This is a genomic window from Endozoicomonas sp. 8E (genome assembly GCF_032883915.1).
Taxonomy (GTDB): Bacteria; Pseudomonadota; Gammaproteobacteria; order Pseudomonadales; family Endozoicomonadaceae; genus Endozoicomonas_A.
The window spans coordinates 5,481,948-5,501,342 of the sequence record NZ_CP120717.1 but is presented as its reverse complement, the minus strand read 5'-3'; the positions used below and the strand labels follow the sequence as shown (position 1 = coordinate 5,501,342).

The following is a 19,395-nucleotide window of genomic DNA, read 5'->3' as shown; positions in this document are numbered from 1 at the left end:
TGACCGAGAATAGACTGCCCTACTGCGGCGGCAGCAAATTGGTCTGAAAATCCGCTTTTGTTCGTCAAATAGCTCGCTATTCTCCTTACAAAACCGAATTTTCATCCTCAATTTTCTGCCGTCCTCGCTACGGGCGCTATTCTCGGTCAGGCTCCTAGGTATTTTGCTTGGCCAGCTCTTGATATTTGGTGACAATTCTTTCCAGACTTTTCTTTTCTGTATCCATGATGGCCTGAACACTCTTTGGGACCTTGTTCATGTTTATCTGGCTCATTTCGCTTAACAGTCCTTTTGCCTGGTTGTTCAACTCTTCGAGCTGACCGGCTGTTAAATTTTGACCTTTATTTCCTCCGGCTGTTAAATTTTGATCATTATCTCCTTTGGTGTCCTTCAGGCGCAATTCGGCAAATTTTTCGGTGACGGGGTGAGCGGATTTTAGCCAGGGTGTGCAATGATCGAGGGTGTATTGAAAACTGTTTACCCGTGCTACCTTGAAGACACCTGTACCATGGGTTTTCTCGGTAATGCTTTCCAGAGGCACTTTACCGAAAGGCGTGTCATCCAAGCGTACTTTGTATTTACCTTCTGTTCTGTTCTTGAGGTCATCCAGCAGCGTCGTGTAATTCTGATATTCCTGCTGGGATATCGCATCCAGTTGTTGATTCAGCCATTGGGATACTTCTTTACCTGAGTTGGGTTCAAGGTCCTGCAGACTCATGGGGTCAAGATGGCCGTGCTCGGACAGGGGTAACATCATCTGACTGACTGCCGCCATTCTCACGTTTCTGCCGAGCTGATGTTGATCAAAGAAACGATAGAAGCCGGTAAGACTTTCACCTTTCTGGAAAGCAATATCTTCCAGTCTGTTCCTGAGTCCTTTCTGGGTATCCGAAGCACTGCTTTTGTTACTGAGGATTGAGGCGCCTGGTACTTCATGCTTGAACCATTTTTTATCGATACCCCCTTTTTCGGAAGCCCCCGTCAGAGCCATGGCTCTCAGATATCGGGTGAAAAATTTGGGCATCTGCTCTTTCCAGGGGGTGTCCTTGCGCTGAGCGAGACTTTTGGACATATATTTTGCCGGTGCATCCAGTGCCGCTTGTCTTTTTCTACGGTTTCTGGTCGGAAGAGAAATTTCAGTGATAGGAGTGGCCGACTCTGCCTCAACCTTCTCTGATGGTGTGACAGGCGTTTTCTGCACACTCGCAGGCTCTTTGCTTTTTGCAGTCGCAGCTGCATTATCGGGCAGTGAGCTGGTGCGGACTGGTGGTTTTGGAGGCACTTTTTTAACGGTTCTTTCCGGGGGAGCTTGCTTCAGAAGTTCTTTACCCTTTGTTTCCAGACGCCGATAAAAATGCTTTTGCAAGTCTTTTATCGCAGCGGGATCGTCTGCGAGTTCCGGGATTCCCAGTTTTTGGGCTGCACCCCTCAGGGCTTCCTGTACGTCAGAGAACGCATCATCTCCCTCAGCACAGGAGCCGGGTTTGAAGGTTGCAATCAGTTCCCGGTACTCTGCCTGCTTGTCCGATGCCCATGATATTTTGGCCAGGTGATGGTCCAGTAGATTGCTGGTCGCTTTTTGCATAGCGGCCGTCTGAAGCAATGTGTTCGTTGGAGGTGTCGCAGGCTTGCTAATGGATCGACTGGCAACTGATTTAGCTTCCTGGGGTCTTTCAGTCAGCACCTGGCTTCTGGGTCTGAGTGGGGTCTTCTGCTCAACAGAGGGTTGTTTCTGCGGCTTAAGATCGGTCGCCGACGGTGCCTGTCTGCGCGGCTGGGACGATGTCTTGTACATTTCTTTAGGCGTTGGAGGTATAACCCGGACGCCCCGTTTATAGATGGACTTTTTTTCAGGAGTCACCTGATCTCCAGGAGGGAGCATCTTACTGATGACATCACGCAACACCTTAACTTTGCCATCCTTGGAAACCCGATTGTCCTGCTCAGGCTGTATCCATTTTGGACCCTGACCTGAGGTTTTGTCGATCAAGCTCATACTGTCCCTGTATGCCGTTTTCTATCCGTTTCTTAAGAATAGTAGAGCATTAGTCGTTCTATTTATTATTGCCTCTGGTTTTTATTAGCTTTTGGCCGCATTTTTAATCCACTTCTTCAGCTGATTGGCGGGCAGGGCACCGGATATACGGTCGATTTCTTTCCCGCCTTTGAACACAATCAGGGTTGGGATAGAGCGAATATTCAATTGGGCAGCAATCTGCTGGTGCTTTTGGGTATCCAGTTTTGCCAGTCTTATGTTGGGTTCGAGCTCACCTGCTGCTTTGGAAAAGGCTGGAGCCATGGCATTACAGGGACCGCACCAGGGAGCCCAGAAATCCACCACAACCGGTATATCGGTCTGGGCCAGAAAACGTTTGAAATTACCGGAATTGAGTTCTGCGGGTTTGCCGTCAAAGAGTTTGCTCCTGCATTTGCCGCAAGAGCCCCCGTCTTCCAGGCGCTCTTTAGGGACCCGGTTGGGAGTACTGCATTTGGGGCAGACGATTTGCAAGGGCTGAGACATGTCATTACCTGAGGAAAATGAGTAACTGTACTTGATATATGTGGGCGATTATGACTTGTTTATAGAACAAAAGACCAGATGCATTAATGCAATCTCTGGGTTAACCGCTAATCTGAAAGTAGGGCAAATATTACAAGAAGGTTAAATCATGGACGTTTACCAAATCGTTGAGTCCGGTGTGCTGGATAACAAGAAAGTGCTGGTGGCTGAAGATAATCCTGCCAATCAACTGGTGCTGAAGAAGTTACTCAAGAAAGTCAATATTGAGCCGGTTTTTGCAGAAAACGGTCAGGAAGCCCTGGAGTACTGCAAGAGTGATCCGGAGAGCTGGGACCTGATTCTGATGGACTGTGAAATGCCCGTCATGGATGGTTACACTGCCACCGAAGCAATCCGGCAGTTTGAACAGGAGGCCGGAATAGAAGAGCATACCATTATCGGTCTCAGTGCTCATGCTATTGACGAGTTGAAAAACAAAGCCTTATCCAGAGGCATGGACGACTACTTAACCAAGCCTATTGAACGTGATTATTTATTTCAAACCCTGGTCGATTATCTCGGCTGAATGATGTCTCCCAGGAAAAAGGCCAGCAAAAATGCTGGCCTTTTTGACAAGGGGCCGACGTTAACCCATCAGTTGGCAACGATATTGACCAGTTTTCCGGGCACTACGATCACCTTGCGAACGGTCTTTCCTTCAGTGAACCTGGTTACATTTTCCTGCTCAAGCGCCAGCTTTTCAATCGCACTTCTATCCATGTCGGCTGGAACTTCCAACTTTGCACGAACTTTGCCATTGACCTGAACCACCATGGTGATGGCGTCTTTCTCCAGGGCGGACTCATCCACCGCAGGCCAGCCAGCCTGAACCACGGGCTCTGCATGACCCAGGGCATTCCAGACGCTGTGCATAGCGTGAGGAGCAATAGGTGCCAGCATCAGAGTGGAGGCTTCCAGAGCTTCACGAAGCACGGCACGAGCCTGATCACTGTTGTCCCTGAACCGGGCAATCGCGTTGTTCAATTCCATGATGGCAGCAATAGCGGTGTTAAAAGTCAGACGACGTTCGCAATCATCGGAAACCTTTTTGATGGTTTCGTGAGTTTTACGACGCAGGTCTTTCTGTTCCTTGCTCAAAGCCTTGCTGTCCAGAGCCGGTACATCTCCGGAAGCCAGATGTTCAGAAACCTGTTTCCAGAAACGACGCAGGAAGCGGTGAGCGCCTTCAACAGCGCTTTCGGACCACTCCAGGGTCTGCTCGGGAGGTGCAGCAAACATGGTGTACAGACGAATGGTGTCGGCACCATACTTATCGATCAGTTCCTGTGGATCAATACCGTTGTTTTTGGATTTGGACATTTTGCTCATGCCCGCATGCTCAACGGATTCACCGGTTTCCTTCAGGGTGGCTTTGATCAATCGACCTTTGTCGTCCAGTTCAAAGTCTACATCGTTTGGTGCAATCCAGTGCTTCAAGCCTTTATCGTCCAGCTTGTAGAAGGTATCAGCCAGAACCATGCCCTGACAGAGCAGTTTTTTGAAGGGTTCGTCGCTGTCAACCAGGTCGGCATCACGAAGCAGTTTGTGGAAAAAGCGGGAGTAAAGCAGGTGCATAACGGCATGTTCAATACCACCAATGTATTGATCGACGGGCAGCCAGTAGTTGGCAGCCGCCGGGTCCAGCATTTGCTCGTCAGTCTGAGGAGAGCAATAGCGAGCGTAGTACCAGCTGGATTCCATGAACGTATCGAAGGTATCGGTTTCACGGGTTGCTGTCTGGCCGTTATGGGTGGTTTTAGCCCACTCAGGATCGGCCTTGATGGGTGAGTGAACACCATCCATCTCAACATTTTCAGGCAGCAGCACCGGAAGATCTTCCAGAGGGACTGTGACTTCAGTACCGTCTTCCAGATAACGCATGGGAATCGGAGCTCCCCAGTAACGCTGACGACTGACTCCCCAGTCACGCAGACGGTAGTTAACCTGCTTTTCACCTTTGCCCAGAGAAATCAGCTTGTCGGCAATTGCATTGAATGCTTCCTGAGAACTCAGGCCGTCAAATTCCCCGGAGTTGATCAGCTTGCCTTTTTCAGTGAACGCTTCTTTGGACAGGTCACACGCTTCGCCGTTTGCAGGCTCGATGACTTGTTCGATAGCCAGTTCAAAGCGGGTAGCAAATTCGTAGTCACGCTGATCATGACCGGGTACCGCCATAACAGCGCCGGTGCCGTAATCCATCAATACGAAGTTGGCAGCCCAGACAGGTACTTCTTTGCCCGTCATTGGGTGAATGGCTCGAATACCGGTATCAACACCCACTTTTTCCATGGTGGCCATTTCTGCCTCAGTGACACCGTTGGACTTGCATTCTTCAATGAAAGCGGCCAGTTTCGGATTATTGGCAGCCGCTGCTTTGGCGATAGGGTGCTCTGCAGCAACGGCCACGTAAGTCACACCCATCAGCGTGTCCGGGCGTGTAGTGTAGATCTGGAATGCTTCTGGTGAGCCTGCAACCGGGTTAGCCACTTTGAAGGTCATCTGAACACCTTCGGAGCGGCCAATCCAGTTGCGCTGCATGGCTTTGACCTGCTCAGGCCAGTCTTCCAGCTGATCCAGGTCAGCCAGCAATTCGTCTGCGTAAGCCGTGATTTTCACAAACCACTGGGGCAGCTCTTTACGCTCCACCAGAGTGTCGCAACGCCAGCAACGGCCATCTTCTACCTGCTCGTTGGCCAGCACAGTGGCGTCGTTGGGGCACCAGTTCACAGAAGACATCTTCTTGTAGACCAGACCCTTGTCGTAAAGTTTGGTGAAGAACCACTGTTCCCACTTGTAGTAGTCCGGTTTGCAGGTGGCCAGCTCACGGTTCCAGTCATAACCGAAGCCAAGACGCTTGAGCTGACCTTTCATGTAGTCAATGTTTTCGTAAGTCCATGGGGCTGGAGCGGTTTTGTTTTTGATAGCGGCGTTTTCTGCCGGTAGACCGAAGGCATCCCAACCCATGGGTTGCAGGACGTTTTTACCCAGCATACGTTGATAACGGGATACCACGTCGCCAATGGTGTAGTTGCGAACGTGGCCCATATGCAGTCGGCCGCTGGGGTAAGGGAACATGGACAGGCAGTAGTACTTTTCCTTGCCGGCCTCTTCACTGACAGCAAAACTGTCGTTCTCTTCCCAGTATTTCTGGGCTTCTGTCTCAATCTTGTGCGGCTGGTAATGCTCTTCCATCATGGCTCTTTGCGAGAATCTGGATTTAAAGGGTTTCGAACTCTGCAATTAAAAATTTGCACAGATGTACAAATTTTTAATTGCAGAGCGGAGGAGAACACGGGTGTTCACTATAACCTGCGAAGCATACATGAGTGAGGGCAGTGGGGGTAGCGCTTCTGGAATTTTTTGTTATGGGGCTTGTAGAACAATGTACAACAGAGCAGGCAGGGCAACAAAATGTGAGTTTGATGATGTACTGGATGAAGTATTTGAGGTGGACCTGGTCGATGTATTGGATGAACTGGATGTATTGGGTGAAGTAGACGTATTGAGTAAAGTTGATGTATTGGATGAAGTGGGTGTACCGGATGTAGCTAACTTATTCCAGTTTTTTTTATTAAGTGAATGACCAGAAATAAACCAAGTGCCAGAATGTTCCTGATACACTTCTTCTAAAGCAATTGAGTCACCGATGAATTCGCGATTGAAAGATAAAGATACTTTATTCTGAATGAGTGCACTCGCTGAAAACGAGATGTAGAAAGATTTATGTATTCCTAATATATAAGTTTCGTTATTCTGAAAATAAAACAAAGGTCCTCCTGAGTCGCCTCCTTGCGATATACCTGCATACCAAAGTTTATACACGTCAGTTCGACATGTAGAGAGCCAATTTAAAGAAGCTGATCGTAATATTTTTCCAGCTGCATAACCAGCAGCCATTGGATGGGGCGCAACTTCCCGGAGATCAGGGCATGTTGCATTTAATTGCATTTTTGGAGGTTCTATGTTCACTGAATCCTCCAGTTCAATGATTGCAATGTCGTGTATTGTGTTTGGATGTCTGTAATCAGGGTGCTTGATATATCTAACAGCCTCTCTGACTGGAGCATGAGCTTCATTAAAGAAAAAAAGTCGTAGACGATCATTTTCGCTTAACGAACTTACACAATGGGCTGCAGTCAACAGATGAATGTCAGATATGAGTACTGCTGTACATAATGAGGAGGAGGAGGAAAAGGCAATCCATGGATATGTGCCAATGGGTACTACTGATGATGGCACATACCGTTCAACTCTATCCAATGATGCGGCAAAAACACCTCTGGACATAAAGGTATAAAAAAACAGAGTTAAGATTGCTTTTTTGTTTGCATGCACGGATTCAGCTCTCCTGAGTCTATGAAAGTTGCTTACGAAATTAGCATATTTTGGTTGTTCTGCACTTACCAAATAAGGCCTGCTTCAGCCTCACCAGCGATGGCAGCGTTGGCTGGAAGGCGAAGCCCGGGAAAGAACTGAAAGCATCTGGTTCACCCGGCGTGGGTATGAACTTACGGGCTTGAATTCTGTTGTGTTGACCCCCCTTGAAATGACCTTCTAACCACCGGTTTGAGATGATCCTTTTTCAGCTCGGGATTGGCCACCATGACCAGATGTAAAGTCACAAGGTGTCGTGTACTCCGTGGTAACTAAGGGTATCCGTGGTAATATGATCCTGTTCGTTAAAGTCGTCTTGTTAAAAAGGATATTGTGCAAAAATCCGGTTCATGAGTGACGATGAGTCTCTTGTTTTTTCTCTTGAAACAGATTTTGCATCAGGCATATGAGCACCCGTACTCCAACAAGAAGAGGCGCCAGCAAGGCCGCTTCGAAAAAGAAATCCAATCAACAGTCGAAACTGCCAGGCTGGATGTGGCTGGTGACAGGTTTTGCGGCTGGCTTTTTTGTGGCTTTCCTGATCAAGCTGACACCGGCTCCTGTTTCCGTTAATGCTTCTAAGGAGACAGCTGAAACGGCTCAGTCTAGTAAGAAAAGCCCGGAGCCGGTCTTCGATTTTTATACCGTGCTGCCTGAGCAGGAAGTGATTCTGCCTGAACCTGTTGAACGTCAGTCGCCACCTACAGTAACAGTCAGTGAAAAAACGGGCCCGAAATCCGTGCCTGAAGCGAAAACAGCCACTAAGCCCGGTGTGAAATATTTGTTACAGGCTGGTTCATTTCGAAGTGCCAAAGATGCCGAGCGTCTGAAGGCGCAGTTGCTCCTGGCAGGTCAGGAACCCAGGGTCGTCAAGGTAACCGTGGGTGCAGGGGAATCGTGGCACAGGGTTCAGCTGGGGCCTTTTGATACATCGGAAAGTATTGATCAGGCTAAGCAGGTGCTGGCTGATTTCAAGATTGATGGTTTGTTGTTGAGAATGAAATAATTGGATTCTTCTAGTTATATTCTCGAATAATAAAGTGCCATAAGCGAAGAAAAATGAATCAGGTGATAGATATGAAAGCACCGATAGCCCAAAAAATAGCCCACAAGATCGTTCAACATGGTACTAGCAGGGTTGATGACTATCACTGGCTGAGAGATAAAAATTGGCAGAAGTTTATTGCCGGTGATCTGGATTTTGATAATCCGGCAGTTCTTGAATACATTCAGTCTGAAAATGCCTACAGAGATGAGTTTATGAAAGGCTACAAGGGTGTTCAAGAAACTCTCTACGGTGAAGTTCTTTCCCGTATCAGGGAAGACGATGAATCCTGGCCGGTCAAAGAAGGTGGTTTTTTCTATTACTCAAGAGAAGAAAAAGGCAAAGATTATTCGATTCTCTGTCGCAAGCAAGGCTCAAGAGAAGCGCCTGAAGAAGTCTACTTTGACATAAACAGTGAAGCAGAAGGTAAAGAGCTTTATATTTTCGGTGCTTCAGGCACCAACCTTAGGCAGACTCATTTTGCCTACAGCTTTAATCTGACCGGTTCAATGGAGAGGACTATCCGGGTTCGAGATCTGGCGACTGGGCAGGATCTGGATTGGGAGTTTGCAAACAGTACCGGGTCTTTTCTCTGGCACGGCAATGAGCACCTCTACATTGTTGAGCGGGATGAGTCAGGTCGTGGTCGTGATGTCTACAAGGTCCATATCCATAAAGGTGTTGCTGAAAAAGAGTTAATCTTTTCCAAGCCTGAGGAATACGACAGCATGTTTTTGTCATTATCACGAACCAATGATCGTGAGTATTTCATGATTCATCTGGATAGTGGTTCGACTCATGTCGTGTATTTGGCCGGACGGGATTCAGATCAGTTTGAAAAGTTTGCTGTGGGCGAGAACGATGTCTCGTTCTCTCTGGAACATTACAGGGGCGACTTCTACATTCTGACCAATCAGGATGGAGCCAACGACTTCAAAGTTATGATGTGTCCGGCCGCTTCTGAAATGACGATTGCCCAGGAAAAGTGGCCCCAGGAAAACTGGCAGGAGTTTATCCCTGAGCAGAAGGACCTGTGCCTGAGTAGCATCCATTTCTACAGCCGCTTTCTGATTGTTGAGCGCAAGAATAACCAGAAAGTACTGGATGAAGTGGCTGTGATGGATATGGATTCCGGAACCTTCTCAACTATCTCAATGCCGGATGAGGCTTATTGTCTGGATTTTTATGGTGACTGGAATCATCAGGCAACCGTTGTCAGGCTAGACTACGATTCACCCGTATCGCCAAACACGGTGTTTGAGCTGGATCTGGAAAAGGGTGCTTTGACAGAGGTTTATCGCAAAGATGTTCCCAACTTTAATGCCTCGCTTTATGAAGTGAAGAGAGAGTTCGCCATGGCTCGAGATGGTGAGCAGGTGCCACTGACCATTATCCATAAGAAAGGAACGAGGCTGGATGGAAGCAACAAGGCCATGGTGTATGCCTATGGTTCGTACGGCTATGGCATGTCGGCAGGTTTTTCTTCGCCTAAATTCAGTCTGATTGATCGCGGTTTTGTCTATGCCATTGCACATGTCAGGGGCGGGGATGACAAGGGGTATAGCTGGTATCTCAATGGCAAAATGCAGCACAAAATGAATACCTTTAACGATTTCATTGATTGCTGTGAGTACCTGGTTCGTCGTGGCTATACGGCCCAGGGTCAAATCGCTATTAATGGTGGCAGTGCGGGCGGTCTGCTGATGGGTGCCGTGACCAATATGAGACCCGACCTGTTTGGTTGTGTTGTTGCCGATGTGGCTTTTGTCGATGTGATCAATACCATCAGCGATGCGTCTTTGCCCCTGACTGCGCCAGAATGGGAAGAGTGGGGCAACCCGATCACCAGTAAAGAAGACTTTGATTACATCTCAGCTTATTCGCCCTATGACAACATAGAAGCAAAGGACTATCCTCCTACGCTCTACAACTCGGGGATATCCGATGAGCAGGTCACTTATTGGGAACCGACCAAAATGGTGGCCAAACTCAGAGCGTTGAAAACCGATGACAACCCCCTGATCCTCAATATGAAAATGCATGCAGGTCATGCCGGTGCCAGCAAGCGTTACGAATGGATAGAGGAAATTGCATTTGATTACTCCTTTATCCTGAAATGCTTCGATAGGGTGTAACGGACTGTCAGGTGTGAAAACGCTGTTAAGTGTTACATTAGTGCTAACTTCGAAATTTTCTAATGCAAAAAATCAGGCGGATAACCAGCTGGTTAGGAACTCGTAATGCGGTATGGAAAGTTTTTCCCCGCCGCCCCCTTGATAATTCTCTCCCATCCCCAATATTAAGTGACGAATCAAGCAAAATGCCAAAAGGAGCCCACCTTGGAACAGTATCGTGGCACCACCATTCTGTCCGTTCGTCGAAACGACAGTGTGGTCGTAGGGGGTGATGGTCAGGTTTCACTGGGTAATGCCGTCATCAAGGGCAATGCCCATAAGGTGCGTCGCCTGTTCAAAGGCAAAGTTATAGCAGGCTTTGCTGGTGGTACAGCAGACGCATTTACTCTTTTCGAACGTTTTGAAGCCCAGTTGGAAAAGCATCATGGGCGTCTGGAAAAAGCAGCCGTTGAACTGGCGAAAGAATGGCGTACCGACAGAACCTTACAGCGTCTGGAGGCCATGTTGATTGTAGCAGATGCCAAAGCATCTCTGGTCATTACCGGCAATGGTGACGTAATGGTCACTGATGATGGCATTCTGGCCATTGGCTCGGGTGGATTCTTTGCTCAGTCTGCTGCCAAAGCGCTCTATCAGAATACTGACCTGGGTGCGAAAGATATCGTTGAGAAAAGTCTGGAAATAGCTGCAGATGTCTGTGTCTATACCAACCAGAACCGGGTTATCGAAGAAATCAAGATTGAGCAGTCCTGACCAAGAGGCCGAAAAACAGAAGCCGGTCACAATCCGGCTTCTCGCTGACAGCGTTTGTGAGTAGACTGATCTTTCGTTAACAGAGTCTGTGACATGTCAAATATGACCCCTCGTGAAATCGTTCACGAACTGAATAAACATATTATTGGCCAGGATGATGCCAAGCGTGCCGTAGCCATTGCTCTTCGCAATCGCTGGCGCCGCATGCAGTTGGATGAAGAGCTGCGAAATGAAATCACCCCCAAGAATATTCTTATGATTGGTCCTACCGGTGTCGGTAAGACTGAAGTGGCTCGTCGTCTGGCCAAACTGGCTAATGCACCTTTTATCAAGGTTGAGGCAACCAAATTTACAGAAGTGGGTTATGTTGGCCGTGATGTAGAATCCATTATCAGAGATCTGGTGGATGCAGCTACAAAAATGCTGCGTGAGCAGGAAGTTGAGAGAGTAAAAGATCGTGCTCTTGATGCCACAGAAGAGCGGATACTGGATGCCTTGTTGCCGCCTCCCCGTTCCTTCTCGGAAGAGTCCGAAAAGCCTCAGGATAATTCAACCCGTCAGGTGTTTCGCAAGAAGCTGCGTGAAGGCCAGCTGGATGAGAAAGAGATCGAGATCGATGTTCGCGAAGCGGCGATGGGGGTGGAAATTATGGCTCCTCCCGGCATGGAGGAAATGACCAGCCAACTGCAGAACATGTTCTCGAATCTGAATTCCGGTAAGCAGAAAAAGCGCAAGCTGAAAGTCAAAGACGCTTTGAAACTGGTTCAGGACGAAGAAGCTGCGAAACTGGTCAATGAAGACGAATTGAAAACCAGAGCGATTGAGTCTGTTGAACAGAATGGCATTGTCTTCATCGATGAAATTGATAAGGTGGCCAAGCGTTCTTCCGGCTCTAACGCGGATGTTTCCCGCGAAGGTGTTCAACGAGACTTGTTGCCACTGATCGAAGGCTGCACCGTTTCCACCAAGTACGGCATGATCAAAACGGATCACATTCTGTTCATGGCTTCAGGTGCATTTCACCTCGCCAAGCCATCTGATCTCATTCCAGAGCTGCAGGGTCGTCTGCCTATTCGTGTTGAGTTGAAGGCACTTACTACAAAAGACTTTGTTCGTATTCTGACTGAGCCTAATGCTTCCCTGACAAAGCAATATCAGGCTCTGATGAAGACAGAAGAACTCGATATTTCTTTTGCTGAAGACGGTATTGCCCGTATCGCTGAAGTGGCCTGGACAGTCAACGAGAACACTGAAAATATCGGGGCCCGTCGTCTGCACACTGTGATTGAGCGTTTGTTGGAAGAGATCTCCTTCAGTGCAGCAGACCTCTCCCTTAAGCACAGCGAATCACCGCTGTTGATCGATGCTGCCTATGTTAACGAGCATCTGGGCGAGTTGGTTCAGGACGAAGATCTGAGTCGCTATATTCTCTGATCTTCTGGGAGCCTGACCGAGAATAGCGCCCGTCTGGGGCAGTCTATTCTCGGTCAGGCTCCTGGCTGACCATACTCAGAGAGTTGTGGTCGGCAGCTCGCTTTTTCTCTTCTCTGTTTTTCAGCGCTATCCTGATCAGGGCAAGAAAGACGGCAGCCATCAGCCCTAACATAGCTCCCAAAACGACGATAAGCTTTTTGTTGGGTTTGGAGGGCGAAACTGGCACGGCTGCAGGTTGTTCTAAGTTGGCAGGAATCATGGTAGAAAAGTCCGGGTCCAGTTTTTCCAATTGTTCGAGTTGGTAAACACGACTGGATACACCTCTGATGTAGGGTTTTTCTGCGCTATCTTCTGCATTGGGCCTACTGTAAAAGCGATATTTCTCAATTCTGCTACTGACCGCATCAACCCTTGACTTCAGAAGCTTTTCACCCAGTAAGTAAGTAGCTCCATCAATAATGGTTGCATTCACTTGACTGGTCTGGAGTTCCGTAATTCCGGCGGCTTGAGCCTGGGCCAAGGCTTCCTTCAATTCTGTCAGGCGCAGTCTGTTATAAGATATGAAGTTTGATTCCAGACGGTCAATATGGCTTGTTATCTGCTTTTTTGTTATTTCAACCTGTGCATGAAAGTTCTCATGCATATTCTTTACGAACCGTTCCTGGGCGTAGGGCAAAAGAACTTCATTGATGATCGATGCTGATTCTTCAGGGTTTGAAGAGCTGTATCGAATGTTCGTCCGATTATCATTCTTGCCCGTTGTGATAGCTAAGTTATCAGAAAATGCTTTGTATTGTGCTGCGAGCATTTTTTGATCAGGCGTTGAGCTATGATCGGAAGCAGTGTTTGCAAAAGACGACTTCTGGAATGCATAACGCCTTGCGGCAGGGCTGGTTAAATACTTCAGATACAGCTGATAGGCTTCTTCAGTGGTCAGATGCTTGGAGTCCTTGCTTTCACCATTTGCGGCAATCAAGAAAACGTTGCTGTTCCAGGCGGCAATATTTGCTGGGGAAGAATCATTTAAGACTGCCTCGGTTGTATAGCTTACAGGAAGTTTGAAGGCAGCAATCACAGCAATAGCTGTTGCCAGAGTGGTAATCGCTATAATCAGCCATTTCTGGTCAAACAGTTTCTCTGCAAGTTCAAAAAGGTCAATTTCATCGTCAGGATAAGGATTATGGTACAACTGATTTGGGGTCTGTAGATTATTCATACCTGGGATAAAATCCTTAAGCGTACTTATTCGTTGTAAATTTAGTGCTGCAACATTATCCAGAATAAAAGAGTTAATGTCTCCTGTGATTTTATGCCGGTCTTCCAGAGGCTATTGTTGGTAAAACGAGATCAGCTGAAACCTGGTTTTGACTCGCGCCTTTGAGTGCAACAAAAGTCTTTTGAGGTCGTCAGTCAATACGCCTCCGACTCAGTCGGAGGCCATTGAACAATCCCTTCTTAGTTCAGTGATGGCAGTCACCGCACTGAAGAAGCGTAGTTGATCACTTCTCCATAGAAGTGTCTTCTTGTAAGGACCATAACCCTTGAGCATCCTTAGCGTAGGTTTTCGCCACTCCATCACTGGTGGTAATCACCGCCTGGGTGCCATCGGCACTTAAGTCGGCTGGAGTAATCGAATCCTCTAAGATCCAGAGCCCCTCAGTTTTATGAGAGAGGGAGTAGGCACGCGACACTCCATCGCGAGTGTTAATCATCGCTCGGGTGCCATCGGCACTTAACTCGGCTGAAGTGATCTGATCAGGTGTGTGAATGGTGGCTTTTATTTCACCTCTAGCATCATAGATTGACGCACTGTAATTAAAACTCTTAGCATCAACGACGATGACACTCCTCCCAAAAGAATTACCTGTTGGGGCGTTTTCCGGAGCTTCTGGAGCGGGTGGAAACCCAGCAGCGCCAGTAATGTTACTATTATTTACGTTCATATTATGTTCCTCGAATTAAATAAGTATTTTCCTTGATTGCAAGGATTTCGGTTTGCAGGGCATTCAACATTGATGTCCTACGCTAGTTAGAACGGGTTTCTGCCTGGAAGTTCATAACATTGCTGCAAGAATAACTAACAAGAAAACAGGACTCTGATGTCAGCTTTTTTGAGCCAGTGATATAACTATGAAGTAGAGACTTCCAGCAGGCAGCAAAAAATTCCCGAGGCCCTGAAGCAATCTCAACGACCGTTCATGCCGGTTGAGATGCTGCCATCTGCGGGATCGTAGGAGGCTGACCGAGAATAGTCTGCCCTCTGCGGCAACTGCTCCTGCGTTGCTCTAGCTCCTGCATCCATGCAGTCGTGCGGCGGCAGCAAATTGGTCTGAAAATCCGCTTTTGTTCGTCAAATAGCTCGCTATTCTCCTCACAAAACCGAATTTTCATCCTCAATTTTCTGCCGTCCTCACTACGGGGTCGCCTAGATGGGCGCTATTCTCTGTCAGCCTCCAAGGAAAATAACCAGTAGAGGGGGTCGCAAAACCTCTGGTTCCCATGCTTTTAAGCCCTGTGGCTCCCAGCGTGGGAACGAGTTGACTCCCGTCATTCCCAGCTTCATTCTCGTCATTCCCGCGAAGGCGGGAATCCACACTGACTCACCACCTGAACCATACTGCCCGCTACCCCCCCCCAGGCCTTGTCATCCCTGAGAAGGCAGAGATCCAACGTTGGCGCTGGATTCCCGCCTTCGCGGGAATGACGACCTCAGGGAGTTTTGCGACACCTTCTTTAGAGGCTGTCGCAAAACTCTCTCCAGCGTGGGAACGAGTTGACTCCCGTCATTCCCGGCTTCATTCTCGTCATTCTCGCGAAGGCGGGAATCCACACTGACTCACCACCAGAACCATACTGCCCGCGACCCCCCCCTGGCCCTGTCATCCCTGAGAAGGCAGAGATCCAACGTTGGCGCTGGATTCCCGCCTTCGCGGGAATGACGACCTCAGAGGATGGGAACGAGCTGTTGGTGTTTTGCGACACCCTCTTTACGGCGGGGAGGGTGTCAATAATCCGATTCACCGGGATACCAATACTGCGTCAGTCACCGAGGGAGAATATACGTCTGGCATTGTCGGTGGTTGCAGCGGCAATCTCTTCGCCATCCACACCCAGCACCTGGCTCAGCGCATGGATCACATAGGGCAGATTAGCCGGTTCATTATCATTTTCTCTTTTACCACGCCGACGATGTTCTAACCGTTCTGGCATAACCAGATAAGGCTTTAAAAACGGTGCATCGGTCTCAACCATGAGGCGCTCACGCAGAGTCTCCCAACCGACAGAGCGCAGTGCCTTAACCAGATCTTTGTTACGTTTGTCGCCGATATAACCGGTAATTCCGATGGAACAGCCCAGATCAAGATAGGCCTGCAGTTGCTCACTGTTACCCGTGAAGCAGTGAACGCAAGCCATGGCTGGTGAAGGCAACTGATTTATGTGGTCTTTCAGAATGCCGATGAAGTCATCATGGGCAAGTCGCTCATGCAAAAACAGTGGTTTTTTCAGCTCTGCAGCCAGCGCCAATTGTTTCCTGAACACGGTTCGTTGCACATCAGGAAACGACCATTCGCGATCGTAATCCAATCCACACTCACCCACCGCAATGCAGTGACGATCCCCCTGTTTAAGTATTTTTCTCAGTTCCCGTATGCCACCATCTCGGCGGAAATTCTTGGCATTGTGTGGATGGCATCCCACTGTATAGTACAAAGAGCATGGGGGGGAATCTGAAAACCCACAAGCTTCGGTGGCTTTCGCCGATGGCTCCGACCATTGAGCCACCAGTTTCTGAGCATCTTTCGACGCAGAAATGGAAGTGCCCGTTATCATGATGCTACCAACCCCTGCCCGGGAAGCTTCTGCAAGAACCTGGGGCAAGTCAAAGCGGTCTTTAACGAGATTGGCTCCAATATCAACCAGTGGCGTCATGTATTGAGGCCTGTATCTCGGGGGAGTCAGATTTACCTTGCCCGACTCTGGCCGGGTAGCTAGCTGGAAACCAGAAGATTCATCATCCCTGGCAGGCGCATCAGGTAATGCAGTGGCCCCGGTTGAGCGCTGGCAATATCGGGACTCCAGGCCCTGATCCATGACCTGCCGACCCTGAACGGCATGGTAGTTCGTGTTGCCAGAGTATCGGAATGCAATGGGACAAACGCCTGAAGAAGGCTTGTCAGTAGAACCTGAGGATCTCTTCTTTTTTTTCATTTTCCGTGGCTTTGAGCGGCCTTCTTGCCAGACTTTCAGATCCGCTTCGTCTGCGGCCCATTGCGTACCTTTGCTGCTAACGCCATGAGGGGACACTGAACTGGGTGACGTGATATTGGGAAGTATCGCTTTTTCATCATCAACTTTCACAAATCTGCCATCAGGGCTGGAGGTGGTTGATCTGCCCGTTTGAGAATGAGAAAAGTCGGGTGTTCTTACTGAAAGTATATTGTTGCTATCACCAGTACTGACAGTCCTACCAAAACGAGCACCTTCTCCAGCCTCTTGCAGTTGAGGTTGAACAGGTTGTGACGTGTTTGGGTTTGAACCTCCAACAGTACCGGTAGTGTTATTTGAGTTAATCATATTAAGCTCCTTCAATTAAATGAGTCTTCTCCCTGATTACAAGGATATCGGGCTGAAGGGCATTCAACAGCGATGTCCTCCAATAAAATCAGAGTGGTTCTCAGATTGAAAGTTCATGACATTGACGTAAGCATAACTAACAAGAAAACAGGACTCTGACGTAAACTGCGTTGAGCCAGTCATTTAACGATGCAGTAGTGACTTTAAGCATGCAGCAAAAAATCCCCGAAGCTTTGAAGCAATCTCAACCACTGTTCATGCCAGTTGAGATGCAGCTATCTGCGGGATCGTAAGGAAATAACCAGAAGAGGGTGTTAAAACTCTGGCTCCCATGCTTTTAGGTCCTGTGGGTCCCAGCGTGGGAACGAGTTGTTGGAGTTTAGATGCCTCCGACTCTGTCGGAGGCCATTGAACAATCCCTTCGTAGTGCAGAGATTTTCAACGTTTTATCGCTACTTGCAATCAACAGATGGTAGTCACCTGGTGCTGAAAGTAGCGGAGTTGATCACTTCTTCGCAGAAGTGTCTCGTTCTACCCATTGTCCATCGGTATTCTGAATGAAGGTTCGCACTTTATTGTCACTGAGAAATGACACGTGTCCGAAATTACCATATAACGCTGTTTTGCCATCAGGGCTGAAGCCGACTGATCCAAGAGGTCCTTCACAAATAACGGATTGTGTTTCTGTTAGAGGTGGAACTCTGCAATCAGCAGTCGTGACAGTCCTACCATAACAAGCACCTTCTTGTGCTTCTTGCGGTTGAGGTTGAACAGGTTGTGACGTAGTTGGGTTTGAACCTCCAACGGCGCCGATAGTGTGATCCGGGTTAATCATATTAAGCTCCTTTCTATTAAATGAGTATTATCCTTGATTACAAGGAGATCGGTTTGAAGGGCATTCAACAGCGATGTCCTTCAATAAATTAGAATGGTTCTCAGATCGAAAGTTCAGAACATTGACGTAAGCATAACTAACAAGAAAACAGGACTCTGATGTAAACTGCATTGAGCCAGTCATTTAACGATGCAGTAGAGACCTTTCAGCATGCAGCAAAAAATCCCCGAAGCTTTGAACTTTCACAGGCAATCCCAACGACTGGAGTTGAAATACAGCGCCGATGAGACTTATCAGCTCAGCAGTGAGATGCTTCGTGTCCACAGTCCTTCTGCCGAGGTCAGGGGACATGGTAATCCAGTGCTGCAAACCGGAAAAAAGCAGGTTCAGGTCACCAATATAGAAAAGGTGGGCCACTATGCGATTAAAATTCACTTTAATGATGGTCATGACAGCGGCATCTACGACTGGGGCTATCTCTACGATCTTTGTGTCAACCAGGAAGCGTACTGGGAGGCCTATCTGGAGAAGCTGCACCGGGCGGGTGAAAGCCGGGAGCCTGATGCTGATGTCGTCAAACTGATGATCAGTTAAATCCTTAACTAGCAGCCTGTCGGACTTAAGACTGTCCTACTGCGGTTGCAATAAATTGGTCTAAAAATCCCTGTTTCTTCGTCAAATAGCTCGCTATTCTCCTCAGAAACAGAGATTTTTATCCTCAATTTCTTGCAATCCTCGCTACGGACGCTTAAGTCCGACAGGCTGCTAGGATCCTGACCGAGAATAGACTGCCCTACGCGGCAACTGCTCCTGCGTTGCTCTAGCTCCTGCATCCATGCAGTCGTGCGGCGGCAGCAAATTGGTCTGAAAATCCGCTTTTGTTCGTCAAATAGCTCGCTACTCTCCTTACAAAACCGAATTTTCTGCCGTCCTCGCTACGGGCGCTATTCTCGGTCAGGCTCCTAGTCGAACAGTGTCCCCTTGGGTTTCCACAAATAGACCGCTGTACTCCAGGGGCATTCGTAGAGCTGCATCAGGGTTCTCTCATTGTGAGAGACGACGATCTGGTAAGTGACCGATTCTCTCTGAGGCCTGCTGGTCAGGATAACGGTGGCAGGTCTACTGATAAGAACTGGTGTTTCACCCAGGTTAAGGGTCTGTTGGTAAAGCCTGCTCATGATGGTTGAGATGCTGCCATCTTCGGGATCGTAGGAAAAATTTTCGGCAAATGAAACTCTGTAAGTGCGCTTGTCAGCAGGCAGGTCGCCAATGTTCTTGCTGATACTGCAGTTGTTGAGATCGAGATAGCCAGAAGGGGGGCGGTTACTTTTTATGGCGGAGAGTAGCCAGCGATGCCCCGTGATTTTAGCATTAGGGAGTGCCAGAGTCGTCACTGGCAGGGCCATAGCCATTAGGGTCATAGTTATTATGGACAGTATCTTTGCTCTATATGACCTTTTCATGTCTGCTTCTCTTCACAATGGCATTCTGGAGACTTTATCGGCCAAGGGATTAAGAAATTTCACAGGTGTGAGTTAATTCTGATTACCCGGGTGATGGGCACAGGGAGGGTTAGAATTTTCCTGTATCAACTTGTAACCCGGTGGCTCTGTGTATATCCTTTGTGCCTTTTAAAATCGTCGTGGCAATGCTCAAACACTGGGTCTTGTCAGACAGGAGCCTG

18 protein-coding genes and 1 pseudogene are annotated in these 19,395 nt (G+C 48.3%); 9 read left to right on the top strand and 10 right to left on the bottom strand.

Features of this window, described 5'->3' with window-relative positions; all coding sequences use genetic code 11:
* Positions 1–154: 154 nt before the first annotated feature.
* Together P6910_RS19070 and trxC are read right to left on the bottom strand one after the other, a co-directional pair.
* The gene (locus P6910_RS19070; RefSeq protein WP_317142833.1) at positions 155–1,996 is read right to left on the bottom strand and encodes a hypothetical protein; all 1,842 of its coding nucleotides are present in this window, start codon (positions 1,994–1,996) and stop codon (positions 155–157) included.
* Between the two features lie 84 nt (positions 1,997–2,080).
* Positions 2,081–2,521, bottom strand: a complete 441-nt coding sequence (trxC, locus tag P6910_RS19065) for a thioredoxin TrxC (protein ID WP_317142832.1) — start codon at positions 2,519–2,521, stop codon at positions 2,081–2,083.
* Between the two features lie 148 nt (positions 2,522–2,669).
* Between trxC and P6910_RS19060 the strand changes: the two genes are divergently transcribed.
* Entirely contained in the window at positions 2,670–3,086 is a 417-nt protein-coding gene (locus tag P6910_RS19060; RefSeq protein ID WP_317142831.1) for a response regulator, read from the top strand.
* Positions 3,087–3,154: 68 nt separating this feature from the next.
* Here P6910_RS19060 and leuS read toward each other — a convergent pair whose 3' ends face one another.
* A complete protein-coding gene (leuS, locus tag P6910_RS19055; RefSeq protein WP_317146570.1) occupies positions 3,155–5,752 on the bottom strand; it encodes a leucine--tRNA ligase in 2,598 nt (865 codons plus the stop codon).
* Positions 5,753–5,855: 103 nt separating this feature from the next.
* On the opposite strand from leuS, the gene P6910_RS19050 reads away from it, so the two are divergent.
* Entirely contained in the window at positions 5,856–6,143 is a 288-nt protein-coding gene (locus P6910_RS19050) for a hypothetical protein (RefSeq protein ID WP_317142830.1), read from the top strand.
* Positions 6,144–6,343: 200 nt separating this feature from the next.
* Here P6910_RS19050 and P6910_RS26905 read toward each other — a convergent pair.
* Positions 6,344–6,760, bottom strand: a pseudogene (locus P6910_RS26905) (trypsin-like serine protease); the annotation flags it as partial.
* Between P6910_RS26905 and P6910_RS19045 the strand changes: the two are divergent.
* The 5 genes from P6910_RS19045 to hslU all read left to right on the top strand — a co-directional run bounded on the left by P6910_RS19045 (position 6,717) and on the right by hslU (position 12,301).
* Complete coding sequence (locus tag P6910_RS19045) at positions 6,717–6,857, top strand: hypothetical protein (RefSeq protein ID WP_317142829.1); 141 nt, start codon at positions 6,717–6,719, stop codon at positions 6,855–6,857. The pseudogene P6910_RS26905 and the gene P6910_RS19045 overlap by 44 nt on opposite strands.
* A 483-nt stretch (positions 6,858–7,340) precedes the next feature.
* The gene (locus P6910_RS19040; RefSeq protein WP_317142828.1) at positions 7,341–7,940 is read left to right on the top strand and encodes an SPOR domain-containing protein; all 600 of its coding nucleotides are present in this window, start codon (positions 7,341–7,343) and stop codon (positions 7,938–7,940) included.
* Positions 7,941–8,011: 71 nt separating this feature from the next.
* Entirely contained in the window at positions 8,012–10,114 is a 2,103-nt protein-coding gene (locus tag P6910_RS19035) for a S9 family peptidase (protein ID WP_317142827.1), read from the top strand.
* A 204-nt stretch (positions 10,115–10,318) separates the two neighbouring features.
* Complete coding sequence (gene hslV, locus P6910_RS19030) at positions 10,319–10,867, top strand: ATP-dependent protease subunit HslV (protein WP_257255452.1); 549 nt, start codon at positions 10,319–10,321, stop codon at positions 10,865–10,867.
* Positions 10,868–10,960: 93 nt separating this feature from the next.
* Positions 10,961–12,301, top strand: a complete 1,341-nt coding sequence (hslU, locus tag P6910_RS19025) for an HslU--HslV peptidase ATPase subunit (protein WP_317142826.1) — start codon at positions 10,961–10,963, stop codon at positions 12,299–12,301.
* Between the two features lie 43 nt (positions 12,302–12,344).
* Here hslU and P6910_RS19020 read toward each other — a convergent pair whose 3' ends face one another.
* Together P6910_RS19020 and P6910_RS19015 are read right to left on the bottom strand one after the other, a co-directional pair.
* Entirely contained in the window at positions 12,345–13,517 is a 1,173-nt protein-coding gene (locus P6910_RS19020; protein WP_317142825.1) for an LPS O-antigen chain length determinant protein WzzB, read from the bottom strand.
* A gap of 283 nt (positions 13,518–13,800) precedes the next feature.
* Complete coding sequence (locus tag P6910_RS19015; RefSeq protein ID WP_317142824.1) at positions 13,801–14,244, bottom strand: hypothetical protein; 444 nt, start codon at positions 14,242–14,244, stop codon at positions 13,801–13,803.
* 486 nt (positions 14,245–14,730) lie between these two features.
* Here P6910_RS19015 and P6910_RS19010 point away from each other — a divergent pair, with 486 nt between their 5' ends.
* On the top strand, positions 14,731–14,955 hold the full coding sequence (locus P6910_RS19010; protein WP_317142823.1) for a hypothetical protein: 225 nt from the start codon (positions 14,731–14,733) through the stop codon (positions 14,953–14,955).
* 79 nt (positions 14,956–15,034) lie between these two features.
* On the opposite strand, the gene P6910_RS19005 is transcribed toward P6910_RS19010, so the two are convergent.
* From P6910_RS19005 to P6910_RS18995, 3 genes are all read right to left on the bottom strand, one after another.
* Complete coding sequence (locus tag P6910_RS19005; RefSeq protein ID WP_317142822.1) at positions 15,035–15,283, bottom strand: hypothetical protein; 249 nt, start codon at positions 15,281–15,283, stop codon at positions 15,035–15,037.
* A gap of 57 nt (positions 15,284–15,340) precedes the next feature.
* Complete coding sequence (locus tag P6910_RS19000) at positions 15,341–16,876, bottom strand: TatD family hydrolase (RefSeq protein ID WP_317142821.1); 1,536 nt, start codon at positions 16,874–16,876, stop codon at positions 15,341–15,343.
* Positions 16,877–17,381: 505 nt separating this feature from the next.
* Positions 17,382–17,711, bottom strand: a complete 330-nt coding sequence (locus tag P6910_RS18995) for a hypothetical protein (protein ID WP_317142820.1) — start codon at positions 17,709–17,711, stop codon at positions 17,382–17,384.
* A 210-nt stretch (positions 17,712–17,921) separates the two neighbouring features.
* Here P6910_RS18995 and P6910_RS18990 point away from each other — a divergent pair, with 210 nt between their 5' ends.
* Positions 17,922–18,305: a DUF971 domain-containing protein gene (locus tag P6910_RS18990; protein ID WP_317142819.1), complete on the top strand. Its 384-nt coding sequence runs from the start codon at positions 17,922–17,924 to the stop codon at positions 18,303–18,305.
* Between the two features lie 368 nt (positions 18,306–18,673).
* Here the strand turns inward: P6910_RS18990 and P6910_RS18985 are convergent, their stop codons facing one another.
* The gene (locus tag P6910_RS18985) at positions 18,674–19,174 is read right to left on the bottom strand and encodes a hypothetical protein (RefSeq protein WP_317142818.1); all 501 of its coding nucleotides are present in this window, start codon (positions 19,172–19,174) and stop codon (positions 18,674–18,676) included.
* Positions 19,175–19,395: the final 221 nt, after the last annotated feature.

Bases quoted from the DNA above. Each gene is read 5' to 3' on its own strand.
- P6910_RS19070 (WP_317142833.1), bottom strand. From the start codon at position 1,996: ATGAGCTTGATCGACAAAACCTCAGGTCAGGGTCCAAAATGGATACAG.
- trxC (WP_317142832.1), bottom strand. From the start codon at position 2,521: ATGTCTCAGCCCTTGCAAATCGTCTGCCCCAAATGCAGTACTCCCAAC.
- P6910_RS19060 (WP_317142831.1), top strand. From the start codon at position 2,670: ATGGACGTTTACCAAATCGTTGAGTCCGGTGTGCTGGATAACAAGAAA.
- leuS (WP_317146570.1), bottom strand. From the start codon at position 5,752: ATGGAAGAGCATTACCAGCCGCACAAGATTGAGACAGAAGCCCAGAAA.
- P6910_RS19045 (WP_317142829.1), top strand. From the start codon at position 6,717: ATGAGTACTGCTGTACATAATGAGGAGGAGGAGGAAAAGGCAATCCAT.
- P6910_RS19040 (WP_317142828.1), top strand. From the start codon at position 7,341: ATGAGCACCCGTACTCCAACAAGAAGAGGCGCCAGCAAGGCCGCTTCG.
- P6910_RS19035 (WP_317142827.1), top strand. From the start codon at position 8,012: ATGAAAGCACCGATAGCCCAAAAAATAGCCCACAAGATCGTTCAACAT.
- hslU (WP_317142826.1), top strand. From the start codon at position 10,961: ATGTCAAATATGACCCCTCGTGAAATCGTTCACGAACTGAATAAACAT.
- P6910_RS19020 (WP_317142825.1), bottom strand. From the start codon at position 13,517: ATGAATAATCTACAGACCCCAAATCAGTTGTACCATAATCCTTATCCT.
- P6910_RS19015 (WP_317142824.1), bottom strand. From the start codon at position 14,244: ATGAACGTAAATAATAGTAACATTACTGGCGCTGCTGGGTTTCCACCC.
- P6910_RS19010 (WP_317142823.1), top strand. From the start codon at position 14,731: ATGGGCGCTATTCTCTGTCAGCCTCCAAGGAAAATAACCAGTAGAGGG.
- P6910_RS19000 (WP_317142821.1), bottom strand. From the start codon at position 16,876: ATGATTAACTCAAATAACACTACCGGTACTGTTGGAGGTTCAAACCCA.
- P6910_RS18995 (WP_317142820.1), bottom strand. From the start codon at position 17,711: ATGATTAACCCGGATCACACTATCGGCGCCGTTGGAGGTTCAAACCCA.
- P6910_RS18990 (WP_317142819.1), top strand. From the start codon at position 17,922: ATGCAGCAAAAAATCCCCGAAGCTTTGAACTTTCACAGGCAATCCCAA.
- P6910_RS18985 (WP_317142818.1), bottom strand. From the start codon at position 19,174: ATGAAAAGGTCATATAGAGCAAAGATACTGTCCATAATAACTATGACC.